16 protein-coding genes are annotated in these 21,934 nt (G+C 71.9%); 9 read left to right on the plus strand and 7 right to left on the minus strand.

Going from position 1 to position 21,934, the window contains the following annotated elements:
- Positions 1-129 precede the first annotated feature (129 nt).
- From GC092_RS04870 to GC092_RS04885, 4 genes are read left to right on the plus strand one after another with little or no spacing between them, the layout of a single operon-like run.
- Positions 130-1,107: a glycosyltransferase gene (locus tag GC092_RS04870; protein WP_271172843.1), complete on the plus strand. Its 978-nt coding sequence runs from the start codon at positions 130-132 to the stop codon at positions 1,105-1,107.
- Positions 1,104-1,901 (plus strand): ABC transporter permease, encoded by a 798-nt coding sequence (locus GC092_RS04875; RefSeq protein WP_271172842.1) that lies wholly within the window; start codon positions 1,104-1,106, stop codon positions 1,899-1,901. Before GC092_RS04870 ends, GC092_RS04875 begins: the two co-directional genes overlap by 4 nt.
- Entirely contained in the window at positions 1,901-2,647 is a 747-nt protein-coding gene (locus tag GC092_RS04880) for an ABC transporter ATP-binding protein (protein WP_324014263.1), read from the plus strand. The genes GC092_RS04875 and GC092_RS04880 overlap by 1 nt, the downstream gene beginning before the upstream one ends.
- Before the next feature lie 27 nt (positions 2,648-2,674).
- Positions 2,675-4,084: a glycosyltransferase 61 family protein gene (locus GC092_RS04885; protein WP_324014264.1), complete on the plus strand. Its 1,410-nt coding sequence runs from the start codon at positions 2,675-2,677 to the stop codon at positions 4,082-4,084.
- Positions 4,085-4,088: 4 nt separating this feature from the next.
- On the opposite strand, the gene GC092_RS04890 is transcribed toward GC092_RS04885, so the two are convergent.
- A complete protein-coding gene (locus tag GC092_RS04890) occupies positions 4,089-6,125 on the minus strand; it encodes an acyltransferase family protein (protein WP_324014265.1) in 2,037 nt (678 codons plus the stop codon).
- Positions 6,126-6,133: 8 nt separating this feature from the next.
- Positions 6,134-7,780, minus strand: a complete 1,647-nt coding sequence (locus GC092_RS04895; protein WP_271172838.1) for a glycosyltransferase — start codon at positions 7,778-7,780, stop codon at positions 6,134-6,136.
- A 145-nt stretch (positions 7,781-7,925) separates the two neighbouring features.
- Here GC092_RS04895 and GC092_RS04900 point away from each other — a divergent pair, with 145 nt between their 5' ends.
- From GC092_RS04900 to GC092_RS04915, 4 genes are read left to right on the plus strand one after another with little or no spacing between them, the layout of a single operon-like run.
- Positions 7,926-9,740 (plus strand): glycosyltransferase, encoded by a 1,815-nt coding sequence (locus tag GC092_RS04900; protein ID WP_324014266.1) that lies wholly within the window; start codon positions 7,926-7,928, stop codon positions 9,738-9,740.
- A gap of 3 nt (positions 9,741-9,743) precedes the next feature.
- On the plus strand, positions 9,744-11,630 hold the full coding sequence (locus tag GC092_RS04905) for a DUF6020 family protein (RefSeq protein ID WP_324014267.1): 1,887 nt from the start codon (positions 9,744-9,746) through the stop codon (positions 11,628-11,630).
- Positions 11,627-13,348, plus strand: a complete 1,722-nt coding sequence (locus tag GC092_RS04910) for a DUF6020 family protein (protein WP_324014268.1) — start codon at positions 11,627-11,629, stop codon at positions 13,346-13,348. The genes GC092_RS04905 and GC092_RS04910 overlap by 4 nt, the downstream gene beginning before the upstream one ends.
- On the plus strand, positions 13,345-14,502 hold the full coding sequence (locus GC092_RS04915; protein ID WP_324014269.1) for a glycosyltransferase: 1,158 nt from the start codon (positions 13,345-13,347) through the stop codon (positions 14,500-14,502). Before GC092_RS04910 ends, GC092_RS04915 begins: the two co-directional genes overlap by 4 nt.
- Before the next feature lie 8 nt (positions 14,503-14,510).
- Here GC092_RS04915 and GC092_RS04920 read toward each other — a convergent pair whose 3' ends face one another.
- The 5 genes from GC092_RS04920 to GC092_RS04940 are packed head-to-tail and all read right to left on the minus strand — an operon-like array spanning position 14,511 to position 20,685.
- A complete protein-coding gene (locus tag GC092_RS04920) occupies positions 14,511-14,966 on the minus strand; it encodes an acyltransferase (RefSeq protein WP_324014270.1) in 456 nt (151 codons plus the stop codon).
- A gap of 4 nt (positions 14,967-14,970) precedes the next feature.
- Complete coding sequence (locus GC092_RS04925) at positions 14,971-15,984, minus strand: glycosyltransferase family 2 protein (RefSeq protein WP_324014271.1); 1,014 nt, start codon at positions 15,982-15,984, stop codon at positions 14,971-14,973.
- Positions 15,981-17,891 carry a glycosyltransferase gene (locus GC092_RS04930; RefSeq protein ID WP_324014272.1) on the minus strand — a complete coding sequence of 637 codons (1,911 nt, stop codon included), beginning with the start codon at positions 17,889-17,891 and terminating at the stop codon, positions 15,981-15,983. The genes GC092_RS04925 and GC092_RS04930 overlap by 4 nt, the downstream gene beginning before the upstream one ends.
- 56 nt (positions 17,892-17,947) lie before the next feature.
- A complete protein-coding gene (locus GC092_RS04935; RefSeq protein WP_324014273.1) occupies positions 17,948-19,261 on the minus strand; it encodes an O-antigen ligase family protein in 1,314 nt (437 codons plus the stop codon).
- Positions 19,258-20,685 carry an O-antigen ligase family protein gene (locus tag GC092_RS04940; RefSeq protein ID WP_324014274.1) on the minus strand — a complete coding sequence of 476 codons (1,428 nt, stop codon included), beginning with the start codon at positions 20,683-20,685 and terminating at the stop codon, positions 19,258-19,260. Before GC092_RS04940 ends, GC092_RS04935 begins: the two co-directional genes overlap by 4 nt.
- Before the next feature lie 49 nt (positions 20,686-20,734).
- Between GC092_RS04940 and manA the strand changes: the two genes are divergently transcribed.
- Complete coding sequence (gene manA / locus GC092_RS04945) at positions 20,735-21,892, plus strand: mannose-6-phosphate isomerase, class I (RefSeq protein ID WP_324014275.1); 1,158 nt, start codon at positions 20,735-20,737, stop codon at positions 21,890-21,892.
- Positions 21,893-21,934 lie beyond the last annotated feature (42 nt).

Consider the following 21,934-nt stretch of genomic DNA (forward strand, 5'->3'; position numbering starts at 1 on the left):
CTCCTCGTGAGGGCGGCGTGTGCCGAGGGGTTTCGGCAGAGCCGCGTGTTAGCCTGAACCGGCTCCGACGGCGGCCGTCTCGGCGCCATGCGGTCCATCGAAGATCCTACGTCGCCGAAAGTGCTCTCCATGACGTCGTCCCCTGTCATCGCCGCGATCGTCCCCTGCTACAACGAGGAGCTCGCGGTCGGGAAGGTCGTCCGCGATCTCCGCGCCGCCGTCCCGGGCATGACGGTCTACGTCTACGACAACAACAGCTCCGACCGGACGGCCGAGGTCGCGCGCGAGGCCGGCGCGATCGTGCGCCGCGAGGAGCGCAAGGGCAAGGGCAACGTCGTGCGCCGCGCCTTCGCCGACGTCGATGCCGACATCTACGTCATGATCGACGGCGACGACACGTACGACGCCGCCGCGCTGCCCGAGATGATCCGCACGCTGCAGGAGGGGCCGTACGACCACGTCCTCGGCGTGCGCGACCAGAAGACCGAGACCGCTTACCGTCCCGGGCACGAGCTCGGCAACCGCGGCTTCAACTGGCTCGTCGGCGGCATCTTCGGCTCCGAGGTCAGCGACATGCTCTCGGGCTACCGGGTCATGTCGCGGCGCTTCGTGAAGAGCTTCCCCGCGGCGTCGCGCGAGTTCGAGATCGAGACCGAGCTGACGGTGCACGTCATGAGCATCCGTGTCCCGCAGACCGAGGTGCACGTCGGCTTCCGCGACCGGCCGGCCGGCAGCGAGAGCAAGCTCCGCACGTACCACGACGGATTCCGCATCCTCTCGCTCATCGTCCAGCTCATCCGCTACGAGCGGCCGCTCCTCTTCTACGGCCTTCTGGGTGCGGTCGCGATGCTCGTCGGGGTCGTCCTGGGCATCCCGCTCGTCGTGGAGTTCGCGCAGACCGGACTCGTGCCCCGCTTCCCGACCGCGGTCCTCGCTGTCGGCTTCGGCCTCGCCGGCGCCCTCGCCTGGACCGTGGGCTTCGTGCTCGACGGCGTGCTCAGGGCACGGCGCGAGCAGAGCCGCCTCATCTACCTGCAGTACAGCGCGCCCGCCGCGGCCGACACGTCGGGATCCGAGCCCCCGCTGCTCAGGGGCACCGCGTCGTGAGCTCGGGCGTCGTCGGTGCGCCGGGCACGCCGCGGCGCTACCTTCACTCGCTGTGGCTGCTCTCGGCGCGCGACCTCAAGGTGCGCTACGCGACGAGCTGGCTCGGCTACCTGTGGTCGATCCTCGATCCGCTCGTGATGAGCCTCATCTACTGGTTCGTCTTCACGCAGGTCTTCCATCGAGGCGGCCGGGTCGGCGAGGAGCCGTACATCGTGTTCCTCATGACCGCGCTGCTGCCGTGGGTCTGGTTCAACGCGGCCGTCACCGACTTCACGCGCGCCTTCAACAAGGACGCCAAGCTCGTCCGCTCGACCTCCATCCCCCGCTCGATCTGGATCAACCGCATCGTGCTGAGCAAGGGCGTCGAGTTCCTGTGCTCGCTCCCGGTCCTCGTGCTGTTCGCGGTCGCCGCGGGTGCGACGGTCGGATGGCAGCTGCTGCTCTTCCCGGTCGGGGTGCTCCTGCAGACGGTGCTGCTCGTGGGGCTCGGGCTCCTCGTCGCGCCGCTGTGCGTCCTCTTCTCCGACCTCGAGCGCACCACCCGCCTGATCCTCCGCGTGCTCTTCTACGCGTCGCCGATCATCTACGGGATCGGCGACCTGCCCGGTGCCGTGAGCGACCTCGGCGCGCTCAATCCGCTCGCGGGCATCTTCACGCTGTACCGCGTGGGCTTCTTCCCCGGCCAGTGGGACACCTTCGCGGTCGTCGCGGGAGCGCTCATGAGCCTGCTGTTCCTCGGCGTCGGCATCCTCACCTTCCGCCGCCTCGAGCGTCCGCTGCTGAAGGAGCTGTGATGGAGCGCGACGACGCCTACGCGATCGAGGTCGACGGTCTCGGCGTGCGGTTCCGGCGGAACCGGCGCGGGCGGCGCAGCATCAAGTCGATGTTCGCGAGCGCCTCGCGGCGCGCGCCCAAGGACGAGTTCTGGGCCCTGCGGGACGTCTCCTTCCGCGTGCGCCCCGGCGAGTCCATCGGCGTCGTCGGCCGCAACGGCCAGGGCAAGTCCACGCTCCTCAAGCTCGTCGCGGGGGTCCTGCTGCCCGACGAGGGATCGGTCGTCGTGCGCGGCGGGGTCGCCCCGCTCATCGAGATCACGGGAGGCTTCGTCGGCGACCTCACCGTGCGCGAGAACGTCCGCCTCACGGCGGGACTCCACGGCATGAGCCGTGCCCACATCGCGGCCCGCTACGACGACATCATCGCCTTCGCGGAGCTCGAGGACTTCCAGGACACCCCCTACAAGCACCTCTCGAACGGCATGAAGGTGCGCCTCGCGTTCTCCGTCGTGTCGCAGCTCGACGAGCCCATCCTGCTCGTGGACGAGGTGCTCGCGGTCGGCGACAAGGCCTTCCGCGCCAAGTGCTACGCCCGCATCGACGAGCTTCTCGCGTCAGGGCGCACCCTGTTCTTCGTGAGCCACAGCGAACGCGACCTGCGGCGCTTCTGCACGCGCGGCCTCTACATCCGCGATCACGCGCTCGTCATGGACGCGCCGATCGACGACGTCGTCGCCGCGTACAACGCCGACAACCCGGTCTGACCGGGCACCGCCGGTAGGGTGAACGGAATGGAACCGCTCTCCGCCCGCGTCGTCTCCGACGCCGTCGTCTACCCGGTCCTGCGTCGACGCGAACCGGAGTCCGAGCACGACATCCTCCTCATGGGGGTGTTCGATGCGAACGGCGACTACGTCGAGCGCACGGTGACCGATCGGCGCTCGGGCGAGCGCGGAGCGCCGCTCCCGCGTGAAGAGCACGCCCAGACCGTGGACGACGAGCCGATCCAAGCCGTGTATGCCGGGAAACTCCACATGCACTTCGGGCACTTCATCTTGGAGTCGGCTGCTCGGCTCTGGTGGGCCGCGGCGCACCCTGACGTCGAGATCGTCTGGACCGCGGAGCACGACTGGCAGGACGAGTCCTTCCGCCCCTGGCAGCGCGAGATCCTGGACATCCTGGGCGTCCGCAACCCGATCCGCTTCATCACCCGCCCGACGCGGTTCCGCACGCTCCACGTGCCCGACATCGGCTACCGCTACGACGACTGGATCCACCCGGATCACGCGCGTTTCCTCGCGCAGCACCGCGGCCCATCCGCCGAGCCGGGCCGCCGCCTGTGGCTCTCGCGCGGCGCGATCGACTCGGGCATCCGCGACCTCGGGTCCGACGCGGCCGAGCGGCATCTGCGCGCGGCGGGATGGACGGTCGTGAATCCCGAGCGGATGTCTGTGCGCGAGCAGCTCGACCAGATCTCGCGCGCCGAGGTGATCGGGGGAGAGGAGGGATCCGCGTTCCACGCGATCCTCCTGCTCGCCGATGTCGGCGCGCGGCGCTTCGAGGTCGTGCGTCGCCGGGGGCCCGAGCACAGGAACTTCCGCACGATCGGCGAGGCGCGCGATGTCGATCAGCGCTTCCACTCGCTCGCGGGCGAGCGGATCCTCCACGCCGAGGGACGCGACGTCACGAAGCTGTCGCGAAGCGCCGTGGCCCTGCTCGACGCGCTCGAGGTGCCGCGGGCGCTCCCGCTCGCGCCGCGGGCGGGCGACCGGGCGGCCGCCGCGATCGCGCGCGAGCGGAAGGTGCAGCGCCTGCTCGAGGTCGGCGCGCGCACGGCGTTCGCGGCCGCGACGTCGGGTGCGCGCACGGTGCTCGTCGTCAGCACGCGCCTCGAGGAGGACCCCCGCGCCTATCGGGCGCTCGAGGGCCGTGTCGACGAGCTCCCGCTCGCACGCTACCGGGAGCTGTTCGTCGAGACGCCGGGGACCTACGACCTCATCCGCATCGCGGGGGAGACGGCGGAGGAGGTGCTCCGCGACGTCGACGCGTCCGCCGAGTTCGCGACCGCCGACACCGTGTGGGTGCTCGACGACGACGCCGCGGGGCGGGAGGCCGCCGCCGCGCTGCGCGAGCGCGAGGGCACGGTCGTGCGCCACGAGCGCGCCGGCGGCGAGACCGCGTGGACGGTCGCGCGCGGCTGAGGCGTCAGCCGAGCGCGGCCGCGAGCCGCTCGGAGAGATAGGGCCCGAGGGTCGCCGCGTAGGTCGCCGTCAGGTGGTGCCCGTCGCGATAGACGACGACTCCGCCGATGACGACAGGGCACGTACCGTCGGCGCAGTAGAACTCGGTCAGATCGATGACCGTGGCATTCGGGTCGCGCTCCGCCGCCGCGGCCTGCCCGTCGTCGTGCAGCACGGCGTCGGCGGGCTGCGCGCACCTCTCGTTCGCGGTCTCCGGATCCGCCTCGATGCACTGGATGGTCTCGGCCGGCATGCGGGGATTGTCGCGGATCGCGATCACGGGCACGGTCGGATCCGGGCGCGCGCCCCACGCCGACACCATGCCGTCGACCGTGGTCGCATCCGCGTCCCGCCCATCGGACGAGCGCGTCACGACGAACGCATCGATCCCGTCGGTGCTCTCCGCCACGTAGTCCGCGATCTCGCCGCGCCACGCGGTGCAGGCGTCGGTCGACACGGGCGTCGAGCGCTCGACGAGGGCGTCCGTCCAGTAGCAGCCGCCGTGCCCCGCGATGTCGATGCGCCAGTTGCGCTCCTCGGCGATGCGCGCGTAGGCGCCCACGAACACGTTGCTGTGGGAGTCGCCGATCACCATGAGGTGCCGGTCCCAGTCGGCGTCGGGTCCGAGGGAGCAGACGCGCAGCACGGTCTCATCCGGGCCGGACCAGCACGCGTCGCGGTTGGCGTCGTCGCTCGCCGCGTCCATCGGAGCGGGCACGAGCGGGTAGGCGTCGAGCTCGGGGTTCTCGCACGGTGCGAGCTCGGGGTCCATCGCCTGCGCGCCGAAGCAGTCGGGCAGGGTCTCGACGAGCGACTCGGTGGCCGCGAGCACGCGCTCCTCCTCCGCGCGGAGGGTCGCCGATGCGGCCACGGGGAACACGAGCACGCAGGCCATGCCGGCCGCGGCCCACGCCGCGACCGTGCGGGGCCGGCGACGCGCGAGCAGGCTCGGCGAGAGGCGGACCGGGTTCTCGATGAAGCGCGTCGATGCCCAAGCGAGGGCGAACGCCGCGGCTGCGATCGCGACCTTCTCGACGGTCGTCAGCGGATGCCCCGTGGCGTAGGGGAGCAGCACGATGAGCGGCCAGTGCCAGAGGTACACGGCGTACGACACGGCGCCCGTGAACGCGACCGGGCGCGAGGCCCCGACCTGCGCGAGGAACGAGCCGCCGCCCGCCCACACGACGAGGGCCGTGCCCACGACGGGCAGCAGCGCCGCCGCGCCCGGGAATGGCGTGGCGCCGGACAGCGCGACCGTGCTCACGGCGATCAGCGCGACGCCGGCGACGGCGAGCGCGTTCGACATCGCGCGCCAGGCGATGAGCGGCAGGAAGGCCGCGAGGGCGCCGACGCCGAACTCCCATGCGCGGGTGAGCGTGGAGAAGTAGGCCTCGCTCGCCGACCAGGCGGTGAGCCACAGGCTGTATGCGAACGAGGCGGCGGTCGCCGTGGCGAGCACGCCGACGGCGACCTTCCGCCACGCGACGCGGCGCAGGAGCGCCATGGCGGCGATGAGCAGGAGCGGCAGGGCGACGTAGAACTGCTCCTCGACCGACAGGGTCCAGAAGTGCTGCACGGGGGACGGCTGGTTGTCGGCCGCGAGGTAGTCGACGCTGTCGAACAGCAGGCGCCAGTTCTGCACGTACAGCGCCGCCGCGCCGACCTCGCCGAGGAACTGGTCCCACAGCGAGCGCGGCACCCACAGCAGGACGCCCACCGCGGTCGCCGCGAGCGTGAGGAGCGACGCGGGGAGAAGGCGCACCGCGCGTCGCGCCCAGAACCGCGCCACCGCGATCCGCCCCGTCTTCTCGCGCTCGCGGACGAGGTGAGAGGTGATGAGGTAGCCGCTGATGACGAAGAAGACGTCGACCCCGACGAAGCCGCCCGTCAGCCGATTCGGCCACAGGTGGTAGAGGAGGACGCTGAGCACCGCGATCGCGCGGAGCGCCTGGATGTCCGGGCGGAAGCCGGACTGATGCGATGCGTCTGTGCGGGACGTCATCCGCTCGATCAGCCTCGGCGCAGACGCCGGATGGCCGCGGCGGGCGCGCCGCCGAGCCGGGCGTTGACGCCGCGCACGACGGGAGCGAGTCGCCCGCCCGATGCGGCGTTGAGCCGCTGGGCGATCTGACGCGCGAGCGACGGCGGCGGCGCGATGCGCGCGCGCAGCGCGGCGACCTCGGCCTCGAGCTCGGCGACCCGCGGGTCGACGCGCGTCACGCGCTCCGAGAGGTCGGCCTCGCGGAGGTCGATGAGCTGCGCCGTGTCGTTCGAGCCCCACTGGAAGCCCCAGACCCGGTCGACGAGGTCCTCGATCGCGTCGCCCTCGCGCAGGTACCGCTTGGCGCGGGCCACGGCGGCCGAGTCCCAGATCGTCACGGAGTCGTCCTTCGTGTGACCGGGCGTGAAGTAGCGCACCGCGCCCAGCCGGTTGCCGTCGATCTGGCGGTACATCTGCATCAGGCTGTCGCTCGTGACGCCCACCGTGATCGGCAGGTCGACGCGGTACGGGGCCGGGAACACCGTCTCGGGCACCTCCTCCGCGAAGATCACGCGGTTGTCGGTGCGCAGCCACTCGCGCACGAGGTAGAGCTCGTTCAGCGGGTCGGCGAGCATCTTCCGCCGGCCCTCGTGGAGCTGCGACCACGGGCCCACGAGCACGACGTGCACGTCGGTGAGGGTGCTGTTGAGGATGCGGTCGACGCAGTTGCGGGCGAGGTACGCGGTCTCGGGGGTCACCTCGACGACGACCTTGACGAGCGGCACCTCCCAGATGCGGTTGTCAGCCTTGCGGCGGTAGCGCGGGATCGGCATGCGCTGGGCGAAGTGCACGTCGTTGTGCCAGGCCACCTTGACCGCGTGGTCCTGCACCGTGCCGCGGCCGAGGTGCCACGTGAGCGCCTCCTCGACGGGGATGAAGACGGCGCCGGCCTGCCAGAGCTGGTAGGCGATCTCGGTGTCCTCGCCCAGGTGGAGACGGGTGTCCTGCCCGAACGTGCGGTCGTAGACCTCGCGCGTGACCGAGGCGCACGCGCCCATGTGCGTCGAGTAGTTGCGGCCGTGCGACGTGTTGAGGTCGTCCGTGTCGCGGAAGATCTGGATGGACCAGTGCTCGTGGAGCGTCGAGCGGTCGTAGTCGTCGCCGATCGTGCCGTCGAGGACCTTCTCGTACACCGTCTCGGGGGTGTAGTCCCACTCCTCGATGAAGCCCTTGTTGCCGATCGTGGCCGCCTCGGGGATGAAGTGCGCCCACTTCGCGTGCTGGCGCACGTTGTCGCGGAACAGGATCATGTCGGAGTCGACCCAGTAGATGATGTCGCCCGACGTGGCCTTGATGCCGATGTCGGTCGCGTTGGAGCGGCCCCAGCCCTCCTCGACGCGGATGAGGCGGATGTTCTTCGGCACGACCTCGCCGAGCTCGACGGGCGGCTCGCTGCCGTCGTCCACGACGACGACCTCGAGCAGGTCCTCGGGGTAGTCCTGCGCGGCGAGCGACGCGAGCGTGAGCGGCAGAGTCTTGCTGTTGTACGACGCGATGACGACGGAGACGGACTTCGTCGGCTCCCAGCCGTCGGGGAGCGTGCCGTCGAAGACGTCGCGCCACTGGTTCTGGTAGACGATCGGGGCGGGCTCGGGGGATGCGGCGGGCCTGGTCACCGCGTCATTCTACGGTGCGCTTTCTCCGAGACCGGTGGACGCGGCCCGCCGGACGCGCTCTCACGGGGACGAAAGGCGCGCACGATAGACTCCTCGCGCCGCGCTCGCGGCCATCCGTCCGCCGACTCGGGGAGCCGATCGATCTATGCCCGTCCGCCGCTGGTTCCGTCGCCCCGATGAGCAGGACGCCCCGGACCGCGACGGCGAGCACGTCGTGACCGATCCGCGTCAGGCGCCGGCGCTCGCGCCGACGGCGGACGAGCCGCTGCCCGTGCGCCTGCGGGTGCCGGACGTCGACGCGCTCCGTCACCTCGTGATGGCCGCCGACGGCGCGATGACGCAGGACCTGCGCGTCCACATCGAGCGCTGGGAGGCGCCCTCGCCGCGCTGGCGCGGCCGGATGGCGCCGCTGCGCGACACGCGCACGGTCACGCTCTCGCACGACCCCGCGCGCCGCACGGCGTCGGCGCACGTCTCGCTGCACGCGCCGCTTCCCGTCGCGCGCGTGCTCGACGCCCTCATCCCCGCCTTCGTCCCGGACGCGCCGGTCGTCGGGGCGGGCTTCCCGCTTCTCGCGGTCGATCCGAGCGCGGGCGCCGAGGCGCTGCCGCTCCTGCCGAGCCGGCGCATCCCGCAGCTCGAGCCGATCGCCCCTGCCCTCGAGGGACGGCACCTGCGCAAGGCCGATGTGCTGCTGACCGCCCGCACCGATCTCGCGCGCGAGGAGGAGGACGCCGTCCACCAGCTCACGGTGGGGGAGGCGCTCCTCGGGCACCCGCGCGTCGAGCGCCCGGTCATCGACCTCAACGTGCACAACCCGATCGGGCGCATCCTCGGGTTCAAGCCGTCGCCGCCGGCGCGACGGCTCGTCATCGACCGTCCGCGCGGGGTCGTCCGGCTCCTCGGCGCGACCGACCCCGACCTCCGCCCCATCGAGTTCGCCATCGCGGAGCCGCTCAGCGCGCGCGACGTCGCCGCCGTCCGCAATGTCGAGGCGGTCGACCTCTCGCCGCTCGCAGGGCTCGCCGGCCCCGTCCCCGAGGGACTCACGACCCGCTTCGCCGAGCTCGCGGCGGCCGGCGTCATCCTGCACTCGCTGCCGGACAGCGTCGCCATCGCGCCCGAGCAGCTCTCGCCGCGGATCGCCGAGGCCATCCGGCGCCCGTATCGGCCCGCGATGGGGCTCGAGCGCGAGCGCCGCTCGGTCGCGCTGCGGCGCGCCGCGATGCACGACCACGCCGGCTTCCTGCGCCTCGCATCGGCCGTCGAGCATCGCACGGGCTCGCGCTACCTCCCTTCGGTGAGCGTCGTGCTCTCGACGATGCGCGGCGAGCTGATCCCCGGGGTGCTCGAGATGATGGCGCGGCAGACGTACCCGCACATGGAGGTCGTGGTCGTCGCGCACGGGATCCCCGCTCCCGACCTGTCGGGGGTCGAGCTCGGCGGGCTCGATGTGACCGTGGTCGAGGTCCCGAGCACCGTCCTGTTCGGCGCGGCCCTCGCCGAGGGCGTCCGGCGCTCGAGCGGCGACCTCATCACCAAGCTCGACGACGACGACTGGTACAGCGAGCACCACGTCTTCGACCTCGTCCTCGCGCACCTCTACTCCCGTGCCGACATCGTCGGGAAGACGACGGAGTACCTCTTCTTCGAGGAGGTCGCGCAGACCGTGCACCGGACGTTCGCGACCGAGCGCTACCACGACCAGGTCGCCGGCGGCGCGATGCTCCTGTCGCGGGCGGCCTTCGACGCGCTCGGCGGATGGCGTCCCACGCCGAACTCCACGGACCGCTCGGTGCTCATCCGCGTCGAGACGCAGGGCGGCATCGGGTACCGCACGCATTCGCTCGGCTACATGTACATCCGCCACTCGTCCAAGCACACGTGGGAGCGCACCGACTCGCAGCTCCTGAACGGCTCGTTCGAGCAGTGGCGCGGCTGGCGCGCCCCCGAGGTCTGAGCCGTGCGCGTGCTCATCGCCGTGGCGGGCGCGTTCGCCACGACGCTCGCGCTGTGCGCGGGCACGACGCCCGCGACCCTCGGCGACGTGCTCGAGGGGAACAGCCTCGTCGCGATCGCGGCGTTCGCGGCGATCGCCTACGGCGGATGGCTCGCTCTCGGCCGTCTGCCGCGCGAGGTCTGGCGCTGGGCGGTGCCGGTGGGCCTCGCCTACGCGGTCGCGGAGCTGGCCGGCATCTCCCTCCTGCGTGAGGAGGCCGACCTCTGGCTGCTGCGTCCGTCGGGCTGGAGCGCCGTGCACGGCCTCGGCACCGCGTACGCCGCCGTCCTCGGCGCAGCGGTCCTGCTGCATCTCGCCGACCGCGCGACGCCCGACGCCGCCGCCGTGCCCGCTCCCCGTCGCGGGCGGCTCAGCCGACTCGTCGAGGCGCTGCGGGCACCGGGGCCGACGCCATGGCGCCCCCTCGGGCTCGTCTTCGGGCTCATCGTGCTCTGCCGACTGCCGTACCTGCTCGTGTGGTGGCCGGGGCTCATCTTCTTCGACACCTACCGGAGCCTCTCCTACGCGCGCGGGCTCGGCCCCTGGGAGTCCTATGAGCCGGTCGGGCACTCCCTCCTCATCGCGGCGTGGAACGGCGTGTGGCAGCTGCTCGGCCTGAGCGATTCCGCGGCGCTCGCGTTCGCGGCCGTCCTGCAGATGCTGTCGACCAGCGCGGTGTTCGCCGTGCTGCTCTGGCGCATCGCGGCATGGGGCGTCGGGCCGCGCATGTGGTGGGCGCTCTGGGCGTGGATCGCGCTGCTGCCCGTGCTCAGCCTGTCGTCGATCACGGTCGTGAAGGACATCCCCTTCATGTCGGCCTTCGTGCTCTTCCTCATCGGGATCGTCGAGGTCTCGCGCGCCGTCCGACGCGGGGATCGCGCGCGGTGGCCGTGGGTCCTCCTGCTCACGGCGGGCATCGCGACCATGGTCCTCCGGAACAACGGCGTCCACGTCGTCCTGCTCGGCGTCGCACTGCTCATCATCCCGTTCCGCCGCCAGTGGAAGCGCGTCGGCGCCGTGCTCGCGGCATGCGTCGTCGCGTACGGACTCTATGCGGGGCCGCTCTCGGCGGCGCTCGACGTGCAGCCCGGCCCGAAGACCGAGGCGTGGTCGGTTCCGCTGCAGCAGATCGCGCGGATCGCGCACGACCACCACGCGACGATGAGCGAGGAGGACCGGGCGTTCGTGGACGACGTCTTCACGTGGTGGAGCGTCGACGACGTCGGCGACCACTACATCCCCGGCTTCGCGGACCCGATCAAGCTCGACGCGCGGGCGGCATGGGAGGAGCGGACGACGGGGGAGTTCGTGAGCGGATGGCTGCGGCTCGTCGCGGAGTACCCCGGGTCGGCGATCACCGCGACGCTCGCGAACACGGTCGGCTACTGGGCGCCGGGCGCGCCCTCGTACGACGGCGTCGTGCACGAGTCGTGGAACGACATCCGCGGGATCGTCCTCGACATCCCGTATCAGATCACGGGCGACCGCGAGCAGGGGGAGCCCCTCACGGGGATCCGCGCGCTCATCGAGCGTCACGGTCTCCTCGACGAGGGGTATCTCGCGATCCCCGTGATCGGGATGACGCTGTCTCCGGGCTTCGTCACGTGGATCTGGATCCTCGCGCTCGTCGTGCTCTGGCGCAAGCGCGCCGGGCTCGAGGCGGCCTTCGCCCTGCCGGCCGCCGCGCTCATGGCGACCTTCCTCGCCGGCCCGGTCTCGGGCGGCATGCGCTACGCGCTCGGGTTCTTCGCGACGGCGCCGCTCGCGGTCGCCGTCGCCCTCGTCGCCCGTCGGCGGAACAGGAGCGACGCGTCCTCCCCGTCGGCCGAGACGCAGCGGGCGCAGGCGTGAACCGCCCCTCCGCGCTGCGGGCCCTGTGGGATCCGCATGCCGTGGCCACGGCGCTCGTCCTCGCGGCGTTCGTCGTCGTGGGGGCGTCGTTCGACGCGAACGACAGCGCGGTGTGGTTCGCCGGCTCCGTCGGCGCCGCGGTCGGCAGCGGCCTCGTCGTCCTCGGACTCGGCGCCGCGCTCTTCGTCCCGCTGACCCTGCTGTTCCGCTGGCTCGACGGGCGTCGCGCGGTGCCCGAGCCGGCGTCCTTCCGCGAGACCGCGCGCCGGCGCCTGCTGCCGACAGCCGGCGCCATCCTCGCCGGCTGGCTGCCGTGGCTGCTCGTGCACGCGCCGGGCAACGTCGACAGCGACACCATCACGCAGCGGCTCCAGTGGATGGGGCTGCTCGAGCAGACCGACCACCATCCGTGGTTCGACACGATGGTCTTCGGATGGTTCTGGGATCTCGGATCCGCGCTCGGCGACGATCGGATCGGCCTGTTCGCCTTCCTCCTCCTGCAGGAGGCCGCCACGGCGGCCGGTGCGGCCCTCGTGCTCACCTACCTCGGATGGCTCGGGATGGCGCGCCCCATCCGCTGGACGCTGACAGCGGCGGTCGCCGTCCTGCCGGTCTTCATGGCCGCGCCGTCGGTCATGAGCAAGGACGCGTTCGCCGCCGTGTTCTGGCTCCCCTTCCTCGTGCTCTTCGTCGAGGCCGTGCGCACGCGCGGGCGCGTGCTGCTCAGCGCGCGCGTGGGTGTCGTCGCGCTCGCCATCGTCATCCCGCTCATCCTCGCCAAGCGCACCAACGTCTACCTCGTCGTCGTGTGCGCCGTCGTCCTGCTGGTGATCTGCGCGCGGCGGGCCCGCCTGCGCGTCGCAGCGGGGACTGCGGGAGCGCTCCTCGTGACGAACGTCGTGTGGCCGCTCCTCGTCCTCCCCGCGATCGGCATCGCGCCCGGCACAGCGACTGACATGCTCACGATCCCCGTCCAGCAGACCGCGCGCATCGTCGCCGAGCACGGCGACGAGATCCCCGCAGACGAGCGGGCGGTCATCGACGCCGTGCTGCGCTACGACGGCCTCGGCGAGGCGTATGTGCCGCGGCGCTCGGATGCGGTGAAGGGCCGCTGGAACCTCGAGGCCGGCTCCGAGGAGCGTCTCGCCTACGCGCGGGTGTGGCTCGCGCAGGTGATCCGCTATCCGGGCACCGCGCTGTCGGCGACGGCCGCGAACACCTTCGAGTACTTCGCCCCGGTCACGCCGATGATCTTCCAGAGCGGGATCGTGCTCGACCGCTATCTCGACTTCTGGGAGGCCAGGGCTCTGCCGACCACGACGCGCGCCGAGATCGAGGCCGCGATCGAGGACCTCCACGAGCCGGCCGCGCTCGACGACGCGCGCCTCGCGGTCAACCGCGCGACCGAGTCGCTCGCGGAAGGCAACCTCCTCTCCTCGAAGGCGTTCTACGCGTCGTGGGTGCCGCTCATCGCGCTCGCGTACGCCATCCGCCGGCGCAGCCCGCTGCACGTCCTCGCGGTGTCGCCTCTCCTCGTCAACCTCGCCTTCCTCGTGGCGAGCCCGGTCGCGCTGCCGCGGTACATCCTGCCGCTCGTGTACGGGAGCGTGCTCGCGATCGGCATGATGCTCACCCCCGTCCGCTGGCAGAATCGGGAAGACGACCTCGCGCCGGCCGCCCCGGCGCCCCTGACCGAGAGCGACGCGACCCCCGGATGACGATCGACCACTTCGCCGGCGCGACGATCATCGTCCCCACCTACAACGAGGCTCCGAATGTCGAGCCGCTCGTGCGGCGCATCGTCGCCGCCATGGACGGTGTCGCGTGCGAGGTCCTGTTCGTCGACGACTCGAGCGACGGAACGGCCGACGAGGTGCGCCGCGTCGCCGGCCTCGTCGACACACCGGTGCGCGTCATCCACCGCGACGAGCCGGTCGGCGGGCTCAGCGGCGCCGTGATCCTGGGCCTCGAGCAGGCGGCCCACGACGCGTGCGTCGTGATCGACGGCGACCTCCAGCACCCGCCCGAGCGGATCCCCGCGCTCGTCGCGCGCTTCCGCGCGGGAGACGTCGACGCGGTCGTCGCGTCGCGCTACGTGCGCGACGGCTCGGCCGCGGGTCTCGCCGATCTCACCCGCAACCTCGTCTCGCGCGTCACCACCGCGCTCACGAAGGCGATGTTCCCGCTGCGACTGCGCGACTGCTCCGACCCCATGACCGGGTTCTTCCTCGTCGACCGTACGCGCGTCGACCTCGCGCTCCTGCGCCCGCGCGGCTTCAAGATCCTCCTCGAGATCCTCGCGCGGCAGCAGCTGCGCGTCGCCGAGATCCCGTTCGACTTCGCCGAGCGCGCTGCGGGCGCGTCGAAGGCGTCGATCCGCCAGGGGGCCCGCTTCCTCGTGCAGCTCGCGGCGCTGCGCTTCGGCAAGATGTCGGCGTTCGCGATCATCGGCGGGCTCGGCGCGGTCGCGAACCTCGCGATCATGTGGACCCTCACGCAGCTCGGGATGCCCTACATCTGGGCGGCGATCATCGCCGCGGAGGCGACGATCATCGGGAACTTCCTCCTGCAGGAGCGGTTCGTCTTCCGCGAGATGCTCGACGAGGCCTCGAGCGGGCGCACGCGGTTCGCGAAGTCGTTCGCGTTCAACAACACCGAGGCGCTCGTGCGGATCCCCGTGCTCGCGCTGCTCGTCGAGACGTGGCACATCTCGAGCGTCGTCGCGGCGGCGATCACGCTCGCGGTCGCGTTCGTCGCCCGCTACGCGTTCCACGCTCTCGTCGTGTACGCGCCCCGGCGCGGCCGCTCCGCGCGGACGCAGCGCGTGCTCGAGGAGATCGACGAGCAGGTCACCGCGCCCGGCGAGCTGTAGCGGTCGCGTCAGCGCAGGCGGCGGATGACCGCGGCCGGCACGCCGCCGACCATGGTGTCGTCCGGCACGTCCGAGGTCACGACCGCGCCCGCCGCGATGACGCACCCGGCGCCGATCCGGACGCCCCCGACGACCGTGACGGCCGCGCCGATCCAGGTGCCGTCGCCGACCGAGATCGGCTCGTGCCGCACGTCGCCCGCGCGCTTGTCGTGCCCGCCGATCTCATGCGTGTCGGTGATGAGGCGCACGAACGGCCCGAGGTTCACGCGGTCGCCGAGGCGCGTGCCGGGGCGGATGTACGCGTCGCGGTTGATGAAGACGTCCTCGCCGATCTCGACGGGGCCGAGGATCTCGGCCCCGCGGTAGATCTTCGTCCGGGCCCCGATCGCGATGTCGCGATCGCCGTCGCGGTGGAGGAGCGTGACCGACGGGTCGACGACCGCGTCCTCGGCGATGGTCAGCACGGGCTCAGCGCTTCTCGTCCTGCGCGGCAGGGGCGTCGAGCGGCGGCATGGTGCGCCACGAGCGGTCCTTCGCGATGCGGCGTCCGTCGCGCATGCCGCGGAAGAGGTTGCTCGTTCCCCGCACGGTCCGCTCCACGGCGATGAGGCGGATGAGCTCCTTGGCGAAGGTCAGCGCCGTGCCGAGGGCGAAGAGGACGGGGCGGTACGCACCGTGCTCGGCGAAGTAGTGCCGCATGATGCCGCGGTTGCGCATGATGTAGTAGCGGTACGCGTTGCTCGAGGCGTTGAGATGGCGCACGCCCATGTCCCACTGCTTGATCTCGCGCGTGCGGCGCAGCACGAACTCGTTGACGATCGCGGATGTCGTCTGGAGCGACGCGAGCCATCCGTACACCGAGTCGTCCCAGTAGATGAAGAAGCGCGGATCGGGCAGCCCGACCTTCTGCACGATGTCGCGGTGGATGAACATCCCCTCGAAGCACCCGGAGTTCATCTCGCGGTACCCCGTGGCATCGAAGCCGGCCGGGGCGAAGGGGATCGGGATGCCGAGCGGGATCGACAGGCGGTACTGCCAGTAGAACTCGCTGCCGTCGTAGTCGTAGCGGCGCCCCTGGATGCTCTTGAAGCGCGGCGCCCACACGCCCATGCGCGCGAGCCCGTCGGGGAGCACCTCGACGTCGTCGTCCATGAGCCAGATCCAGGTCGAGCCGAGCTCGTACGCCACGCGCATGCCCTCGCTGAACCCGCCGGAGCCGCCCGTGTTCTCCTCGAGACGCCGGTAGACGATCTCGGTGCCGATCTCCGCGCGGAACGACTCGACGACCTCGGTCGTGTCGTCGGACGACGCGTTGTCGACGATGACGACGTGGCCCGGCTTCGGGTCCATCTCGCCGATCGAGACGAGCAGCTTCGACAGGAGGTGCGAGCGGTTGTAGGTGACGACGACGATGGTCGCGGTCGCCGGGTCGAACGCGCGCGGGTCGTAGCTCTGCTCCACGACGGACGTCTTCTCGCTCATGACTGCCTCTCGAAGATCTCGCGCCACGCGCCCTCGGACACGAGGCCGGGCAGCGCCTCACGGTACTCCCGCTGCAGGCGCGGCCACTCCCGTCGCAGGCGCGCGTGCAGCCGGACGGAGTCCAGGAGCATGCGCCGGTACAGCAGCCGGTCGCGCGTGTAGATGTTCTTGCCCGAGCCGTCCGCCGCGCTCACGAGCGCCGAGTCGTACAGCGGGACGCGCCACCAGTGCGCGTCGGACTTGCCGAACTCGACCTCGGGGCGCTCGACGTTGGCCGGGTCGGGCTCCCGCAGCCAGTGCGAGACCAGCGTCTGCGCGGTGAAGAGCCGCAGCCGCCATCCGGTGGGGCTGTCGAAGACATGCTGCTTGAGCCGCTGGAAGACCTGGCGCCCGCGCCGCGAGCGGATGACGACCTCGGGGTCGCGATGCACGACCGTCTCGGGGAAGCGGGCGGCGAGGGAGCGCGCCTCGGGCATCGCGGTCGCGAGGTTCTCCCGCAGGTGCGCGGGCCCGCGCAGCACGTCTCGCAGCGCGCGGTTCCGCAGCGCGACGGGGTAGTACTGCATCATCATCAGGTGCTTGAGGTCCACCCGGCGCGAGTGGCGGATGAGCGTCCCGCCGCGCGGCGCATTCGAGTGGAGGAGGCCGGCGACGATCCGGTTGCGGGCGTGGAAGTACGCCTGCCAGTCGATCGAGTCGTCCTTGCCGATCCAGGACACGTGCCACAGCGCGGCGCCGGGCAGCGACACCGTGGGGTAGCCGGCCTCGCGCGCGCGCAGGCAGAACTCGGCGTCGTCCCACTTGATGAACGCGGGCAGTGCGAGGCCCACCTCGCGGATGACCTGGGTCGGGATGAGGCACATCCACCAGCCGTTGTAGTCGGCGTCCATGCGCATGTGCAGCAGGGGCGTCTGCCGGATGTTCGCGCGACGGAAGTCGTGCGGCATCCTCTCCTGATACAGGTTGCGCCACATGAACGGCTGCTCGTCGACGACCTCCGCCCACGCGTGCAGCCGCGGGCGGTTGAGGAGATCGAACATGTGGGCGCCCACGAGCACGGGCTGCGTCGCGAAGCGCCCGAACGTGATCGAGCGGCGGATGGACTCCGGCTCGATGCGGACGTCGTCGTCGAGGAGCTGGATGAAGTCGCTCTCGGGGCGCTGCAGCGTCTCGTGCATCGCGCGCGCGAAGCCGCCGGAGCCGCCGAGGTTCGGCTGCTCGACGACCTGCAGCTGGTCGCCCAGGCGTGCGGCGACCTCGTCGTACCCGTCCTGGGCCGCGACCTTCTGGGTGCCCTGGTCGACGATGAAGATGCGGTCGACGAGCTCGAGCGCCTCGGGGGCGTCGGCGAGCGCGCCGAGCGTCGCGACGCAGTAGTCGGGCTTGTTGTACGTCGTGATCCCGAGCGACGCCTTGCCCGTGCGCGCTGGCTCCTGCTCGGTCGTCCACTCGCCGCCGGCGAGCACGACGTCCTCCGCGCCGGCCACGACGTCGAACCACAGCCATCCGCCGTCGCTGAACTGCGTGAGCGGGATGTCGAACACGGTCTCGGCGTCGCCGAACGCGTCCTTCGTGTCGATGCGCTGCTGGGCGGCGTCGCCCGTCGAGCGGTACACGAGCACGGTCGCCGTGCCCTCGGTGCGCACCGCGAGGCGCACCGAGCGGACGCTCGTCCAGTGCTGCCAGTACGACGCAGGGAAGGCGTTGAAGTACGTCGCGAACGACACGCGCGTCCCGGCCGGGATCCCCGCGCGCGTGCGGCCGAGGATGTCGGAGAGATGCGCGACGTCGGAGACGCGGACCGGCTCCTCGTCGATCGTCGACCAGACCTCGGGATCGATGTACAGCGGCAGGAGGTCGGGATCGCGGTCGAGCGGGAAGACCACGCTCTGGAGGACGTGTGTCACGGCGAGAGCTCCGGGTGCGAGACGGGATCGGCGCCGGGTTCGGGCCGCCGTCGAGCCTATCGCGGCGGTGCCAGGGGATCCTGTGATTCGCCCCCGCTCGCCACGAGATCGAGGCTCTCGCGCCACGAGCGGGACTGGCCCGCGCGGACGGCGCACAGCACGAGCAGCAGCCAGCCGGCGCCCTCGAGCGTGAAGCTCTCGAACATCGAGTCGACGATGAGCGCCGCGAGCACGGCCGGGGTCCACGCGTACACCGTCGACTTCCGCTCGCTCGCGACGAGCCAGGAGCGCACGAACGCGACGCCGCAGAGCGCGGCGAAGAGCAGCAGGCCGACCCAGCCGAGCTGGAGCAGCACGTCGAAGTAGGCGTTGAGCGCCGAGCGGTGCGACTCGCCCAGGAGCACGTTGATGACGTTCATCGGGTACGCGTCGGCATCCCAGCCGCCGTGCCAGCCGAAGCCCTGGATCGGACGGTTGCCCACCCACGTGAGGATCGCGTTCCAGAGGTCGGCGCGCAGCGAGAAGCCCGCCGTCGCGTCGAGCCAGCGGAGGATCGGATGGCGGAGAGCGTAGGCGATCGACAGCGACAGCACGAGCGCTATCGCGAGCGTCCACTGCAGGGAGCGGCGCCGCTCGGGGGCCGCGCGGCGCACGAGGGTCAGGGCGAGCAGCGCCACGGCGACGGACAGCGCGAGGACGACCGCCGTCGGGGAGGCCGACAGCACCGCGAGCAGGGCCGCGAGCGTGATCGAGAACGCGGCCTTCTGCGGCGGGACGGACTGCGTGCGCCACTCGACGAGGAACGTGACGAGGGCGACGATCGCGACGAACCCGAGCATGTTGCGGGTGCCGAAGAGGCCCTGGATCGGGCCTCCGTTCGCGATCTGGCCCGCGATCCCGAGGAACGGGAACGGCATGTCGAGGAGGATCCCGGAGAGGATCTCGAGGGCGAGGGATGCCGCGAGCAGCCACCGCAGGACGTCGCCGATGGCGCGCACCGTCTGCAGCGTGTCGCGGATGTGCGCGATCACGAGAGCGAGGAACCCGTAAGCGACCAGCGACATCCATTCGCCCAGGGTCGCGTCGTCGTCGTTCGACCAGATCGTCGAGACGAGCGCCCACACGAGGAACACCACGAAGCTCGTGGGGGCGAACCCGAGGGGGCGCAGCTCGCGCCGCCGTGCCGCGATGATGCCGATGCCGAGCACGACGAGCGACACGATGACGGTCGCGAGGGTCACGCGCCCCGCGGTGCGCTCGACCGCGTGCGACCCGAAGGCCGCCAGCAGCGTCGCGAGCGTGTAGGCGCGCGCGACATCGGCCGAGCGCAGGAGGCGCGCCGCCATCCGCACGGGCGAGTACGGGTTCATCCGCGCCGCACCCGCAGCGGACGCCTCTCCGGCGCCGACGCCTCGGCGACCCCGACGTCGACGAGCGGGACGGACTTGATCTTGAAGGCGAGCAGCGTCACGAGCATCCAGCCCCACAGCATGATCGGCCCGGACTCGGTGAGGCCCTGCACGAGCAGCATCGCGACGACGAGGATCGGCAGCAGCGTGATCGCCTGATAGGGGCGGTCAGCGCGGATGTCCCAGCGCGGGCGGTCGACGGCGAAGAACCACGCGCGCCACGTGAGCGCGGCGAACACGCCCGCGACGAGGGCCACGCCGATCGCTCCGAGCTGCAGGTAGACGTCGAGCCACATGTCATGCGCGTGGAAGACCGTGATGCCGTGGTCGAGGATCCAGCCGTCGAAGGCCGGGTCCCATGGGAGCCACGGGCTCGCGAAGCCGTTGCCGGCGACGGGCCGCGTGCTCGCGCGCTCGAGCACGGCCTGCCAGATGTCGCCGCGGCCGGTCAGGTCGCCCTCCCGCCCGACGAGCGCGAGCAGCCGCTCGCGCAGGAGCACCGCGGAGACGATCCCGACGACGGCCACGCCCGCGAAGACCGCATACAGCGGCGTGCGACCGCGCGGCAGCGCGGCGCGGCGGATGAGGAGGGCGGCGCAGAGGACGCCCGCGACCGCGACGAGCGCGACGAGCGTCGTGACGGATCCCGAGCGGAGGAGGAGGAAGGCCGCGACGGCGATCCAGACGATGCGGACGGCGGGCGACGGCGCCCGGTCGGCCAGCCGGATGCCGAACACGATGAGCGCGAGCAGGCACAGGATGCCGAGGAGGTTCGCGTTGCCGACGATGCCCTGCACGCGCCCGGGATCGAGCACGCCGTCGAGGAGGTTGCCGCGGACCCAGTACCAGTGCGGGTCCGGATCGGCGGGGGCGTCGGAGAAGTTCGGCAGGAGCGGCCGTCGGCGGATGCCCGCGACCCACAGCTCGAGGAGGAGCGAGAGGCCGAGCACCCAGCGCAGGGAGATCTCGAGGCAGCGGACGAGCTCGCGCCAGGTGAGGGCGTCGGCGAGGAACAGCCCCTGCAGCGTCGCGGAGGCGAGGAGCAGCCAGGTCACCGCCGTCGCGGCCGGCCACGCCGACCACAGGAGCGACAGCAGCGCGAAGGCCGCATAGGCGAGCCCGAGCCAGGGGAGCCGACGCCACGCGAACGGCGTCGTCCGCCGCGAGCGCCGCAGGCGCGGCAGCCAGATCGCGAGGGTCGCGAGCGTGAGCGCTCCGAGCAGGACCGCGGCCCCGGCCATCCCGGCGAGGTTGTACCAGAACGAGTGGGCGAGCGCGGAGAACACCACGAGCACCGCGTATGCGCGCAGCAGGAGATGCCCCGTCTTCTCGCGCTCCGGCGCGGTGGGCGGGTCCGCGACCGGATGGCGGCTCAGCTGCGTCATCGCGCACCAGGCTACCGTCCGCCGCGTGCGGGCACCCTAAGGTGGGATCGTGCTCGTACCGCTCACCAATGTCCCGCGCGACTACGCCTGGGGATCGCGTTCGCTGCTCGCCGCTCTCGAGGGCCGGGAGCCGGCCGAGGGGCCGGAGGCCGAGGTCTGGTTCGGAGACCATCCGTCGGATCCCGCTGACCTCGCGGACGGCAGCGGCCGCACCCTCGACGCGTGGATCGCGGACAACGGCGTGCACGTCTCGCCGACCGGGCGCCTGCCGTACCTGCTCAAGCTGCTCGCGGCCGGGTCGCCGCTGTCGATCCAGGTGCACCCCACCAAGGCGCAGGCCGAGGAGGGGTTCGCGCGCGAGGCGTCGCTCGACGCCGACGCTCCCCGCAACTACGTCGACGACAACCACAAGCCCGAGATCATCGTGGCGCTGAGCGACCGCTTCGAGGCGCTCTGCGGGCTGCGCGACCTCGACGCGACGCGGCGCCTGCTCGATGCGATCGGCCCCGCAGCCGCGCCGCTGCGCGATCGCCTCGTCGACGCGGAGGGCCTGCGCCAGGCGCTCGGCTGGCTGCTGGGCGGCGAGGCGGGGGAGACGGTCTCGGAGATCATCGGCGCCCTCGACGAGGCCCAGTCGACCGAGTTCGCGGCCGAGCTCGCGAACGCGCGTCGCGTCGCGTCGATCTATCCCGGCGACCCGGGCGTCGTCGTCGCGCTCCTCATGAACTACGTGCTCCTGCGGCGCGGCGAGGGGCTGTTCCTCGGCGCGGGTCAGCTGCACGCGTACGTCTCGGGTCTCGGCGTCGAGCTCATGGCCGCGAGCGACAACGTGCTCCGCGGTGGCCTCACCCCCAAGCGGATCGACGTCGACGAGCTCCTCGCGGTCGTCGACCCGACCCCGGGCGAGGTGCCCGTCGTGCTCCCCGTCGCGGTCGACCACGGCAGCCGCGGCGTCGAGGCGTTCCCGGTGCCGGTCGCGGACTTCCGGCTCCTGCGCGTGCGCGCGGGCGAGGACGAGGAGGCGAGCCTGCGCCCCGCTGGCCCCGCGATCGTGCTCGCGACGGCCGGCGCGGTCACGGTGTCCGACGGCGGCGACGCGGTCGAGCTCGTGCCGGGACGCGCTCTGTTCGCGACGCCCGACACGGCGCAGCTGCGGTTCGACGGCGACGGCGAGGTCTTCGTCGCCGAGCCGGGCGCTGCGGCCTGACGCGGCGGGACGCGCTGCAGCACGGCGCGTCCCGATGTCGGC

The sequence above is a fragment of the Microbacterium sp. JZ37 genome (assembly GCF_035188445.1).
GTDB classification, from domain to species: Bacteria; Actinomycetota; Actinomycetes; order Actinomycetales; family Microbacteriaceae; genus Microbacterium; species Microbacterium barkeri.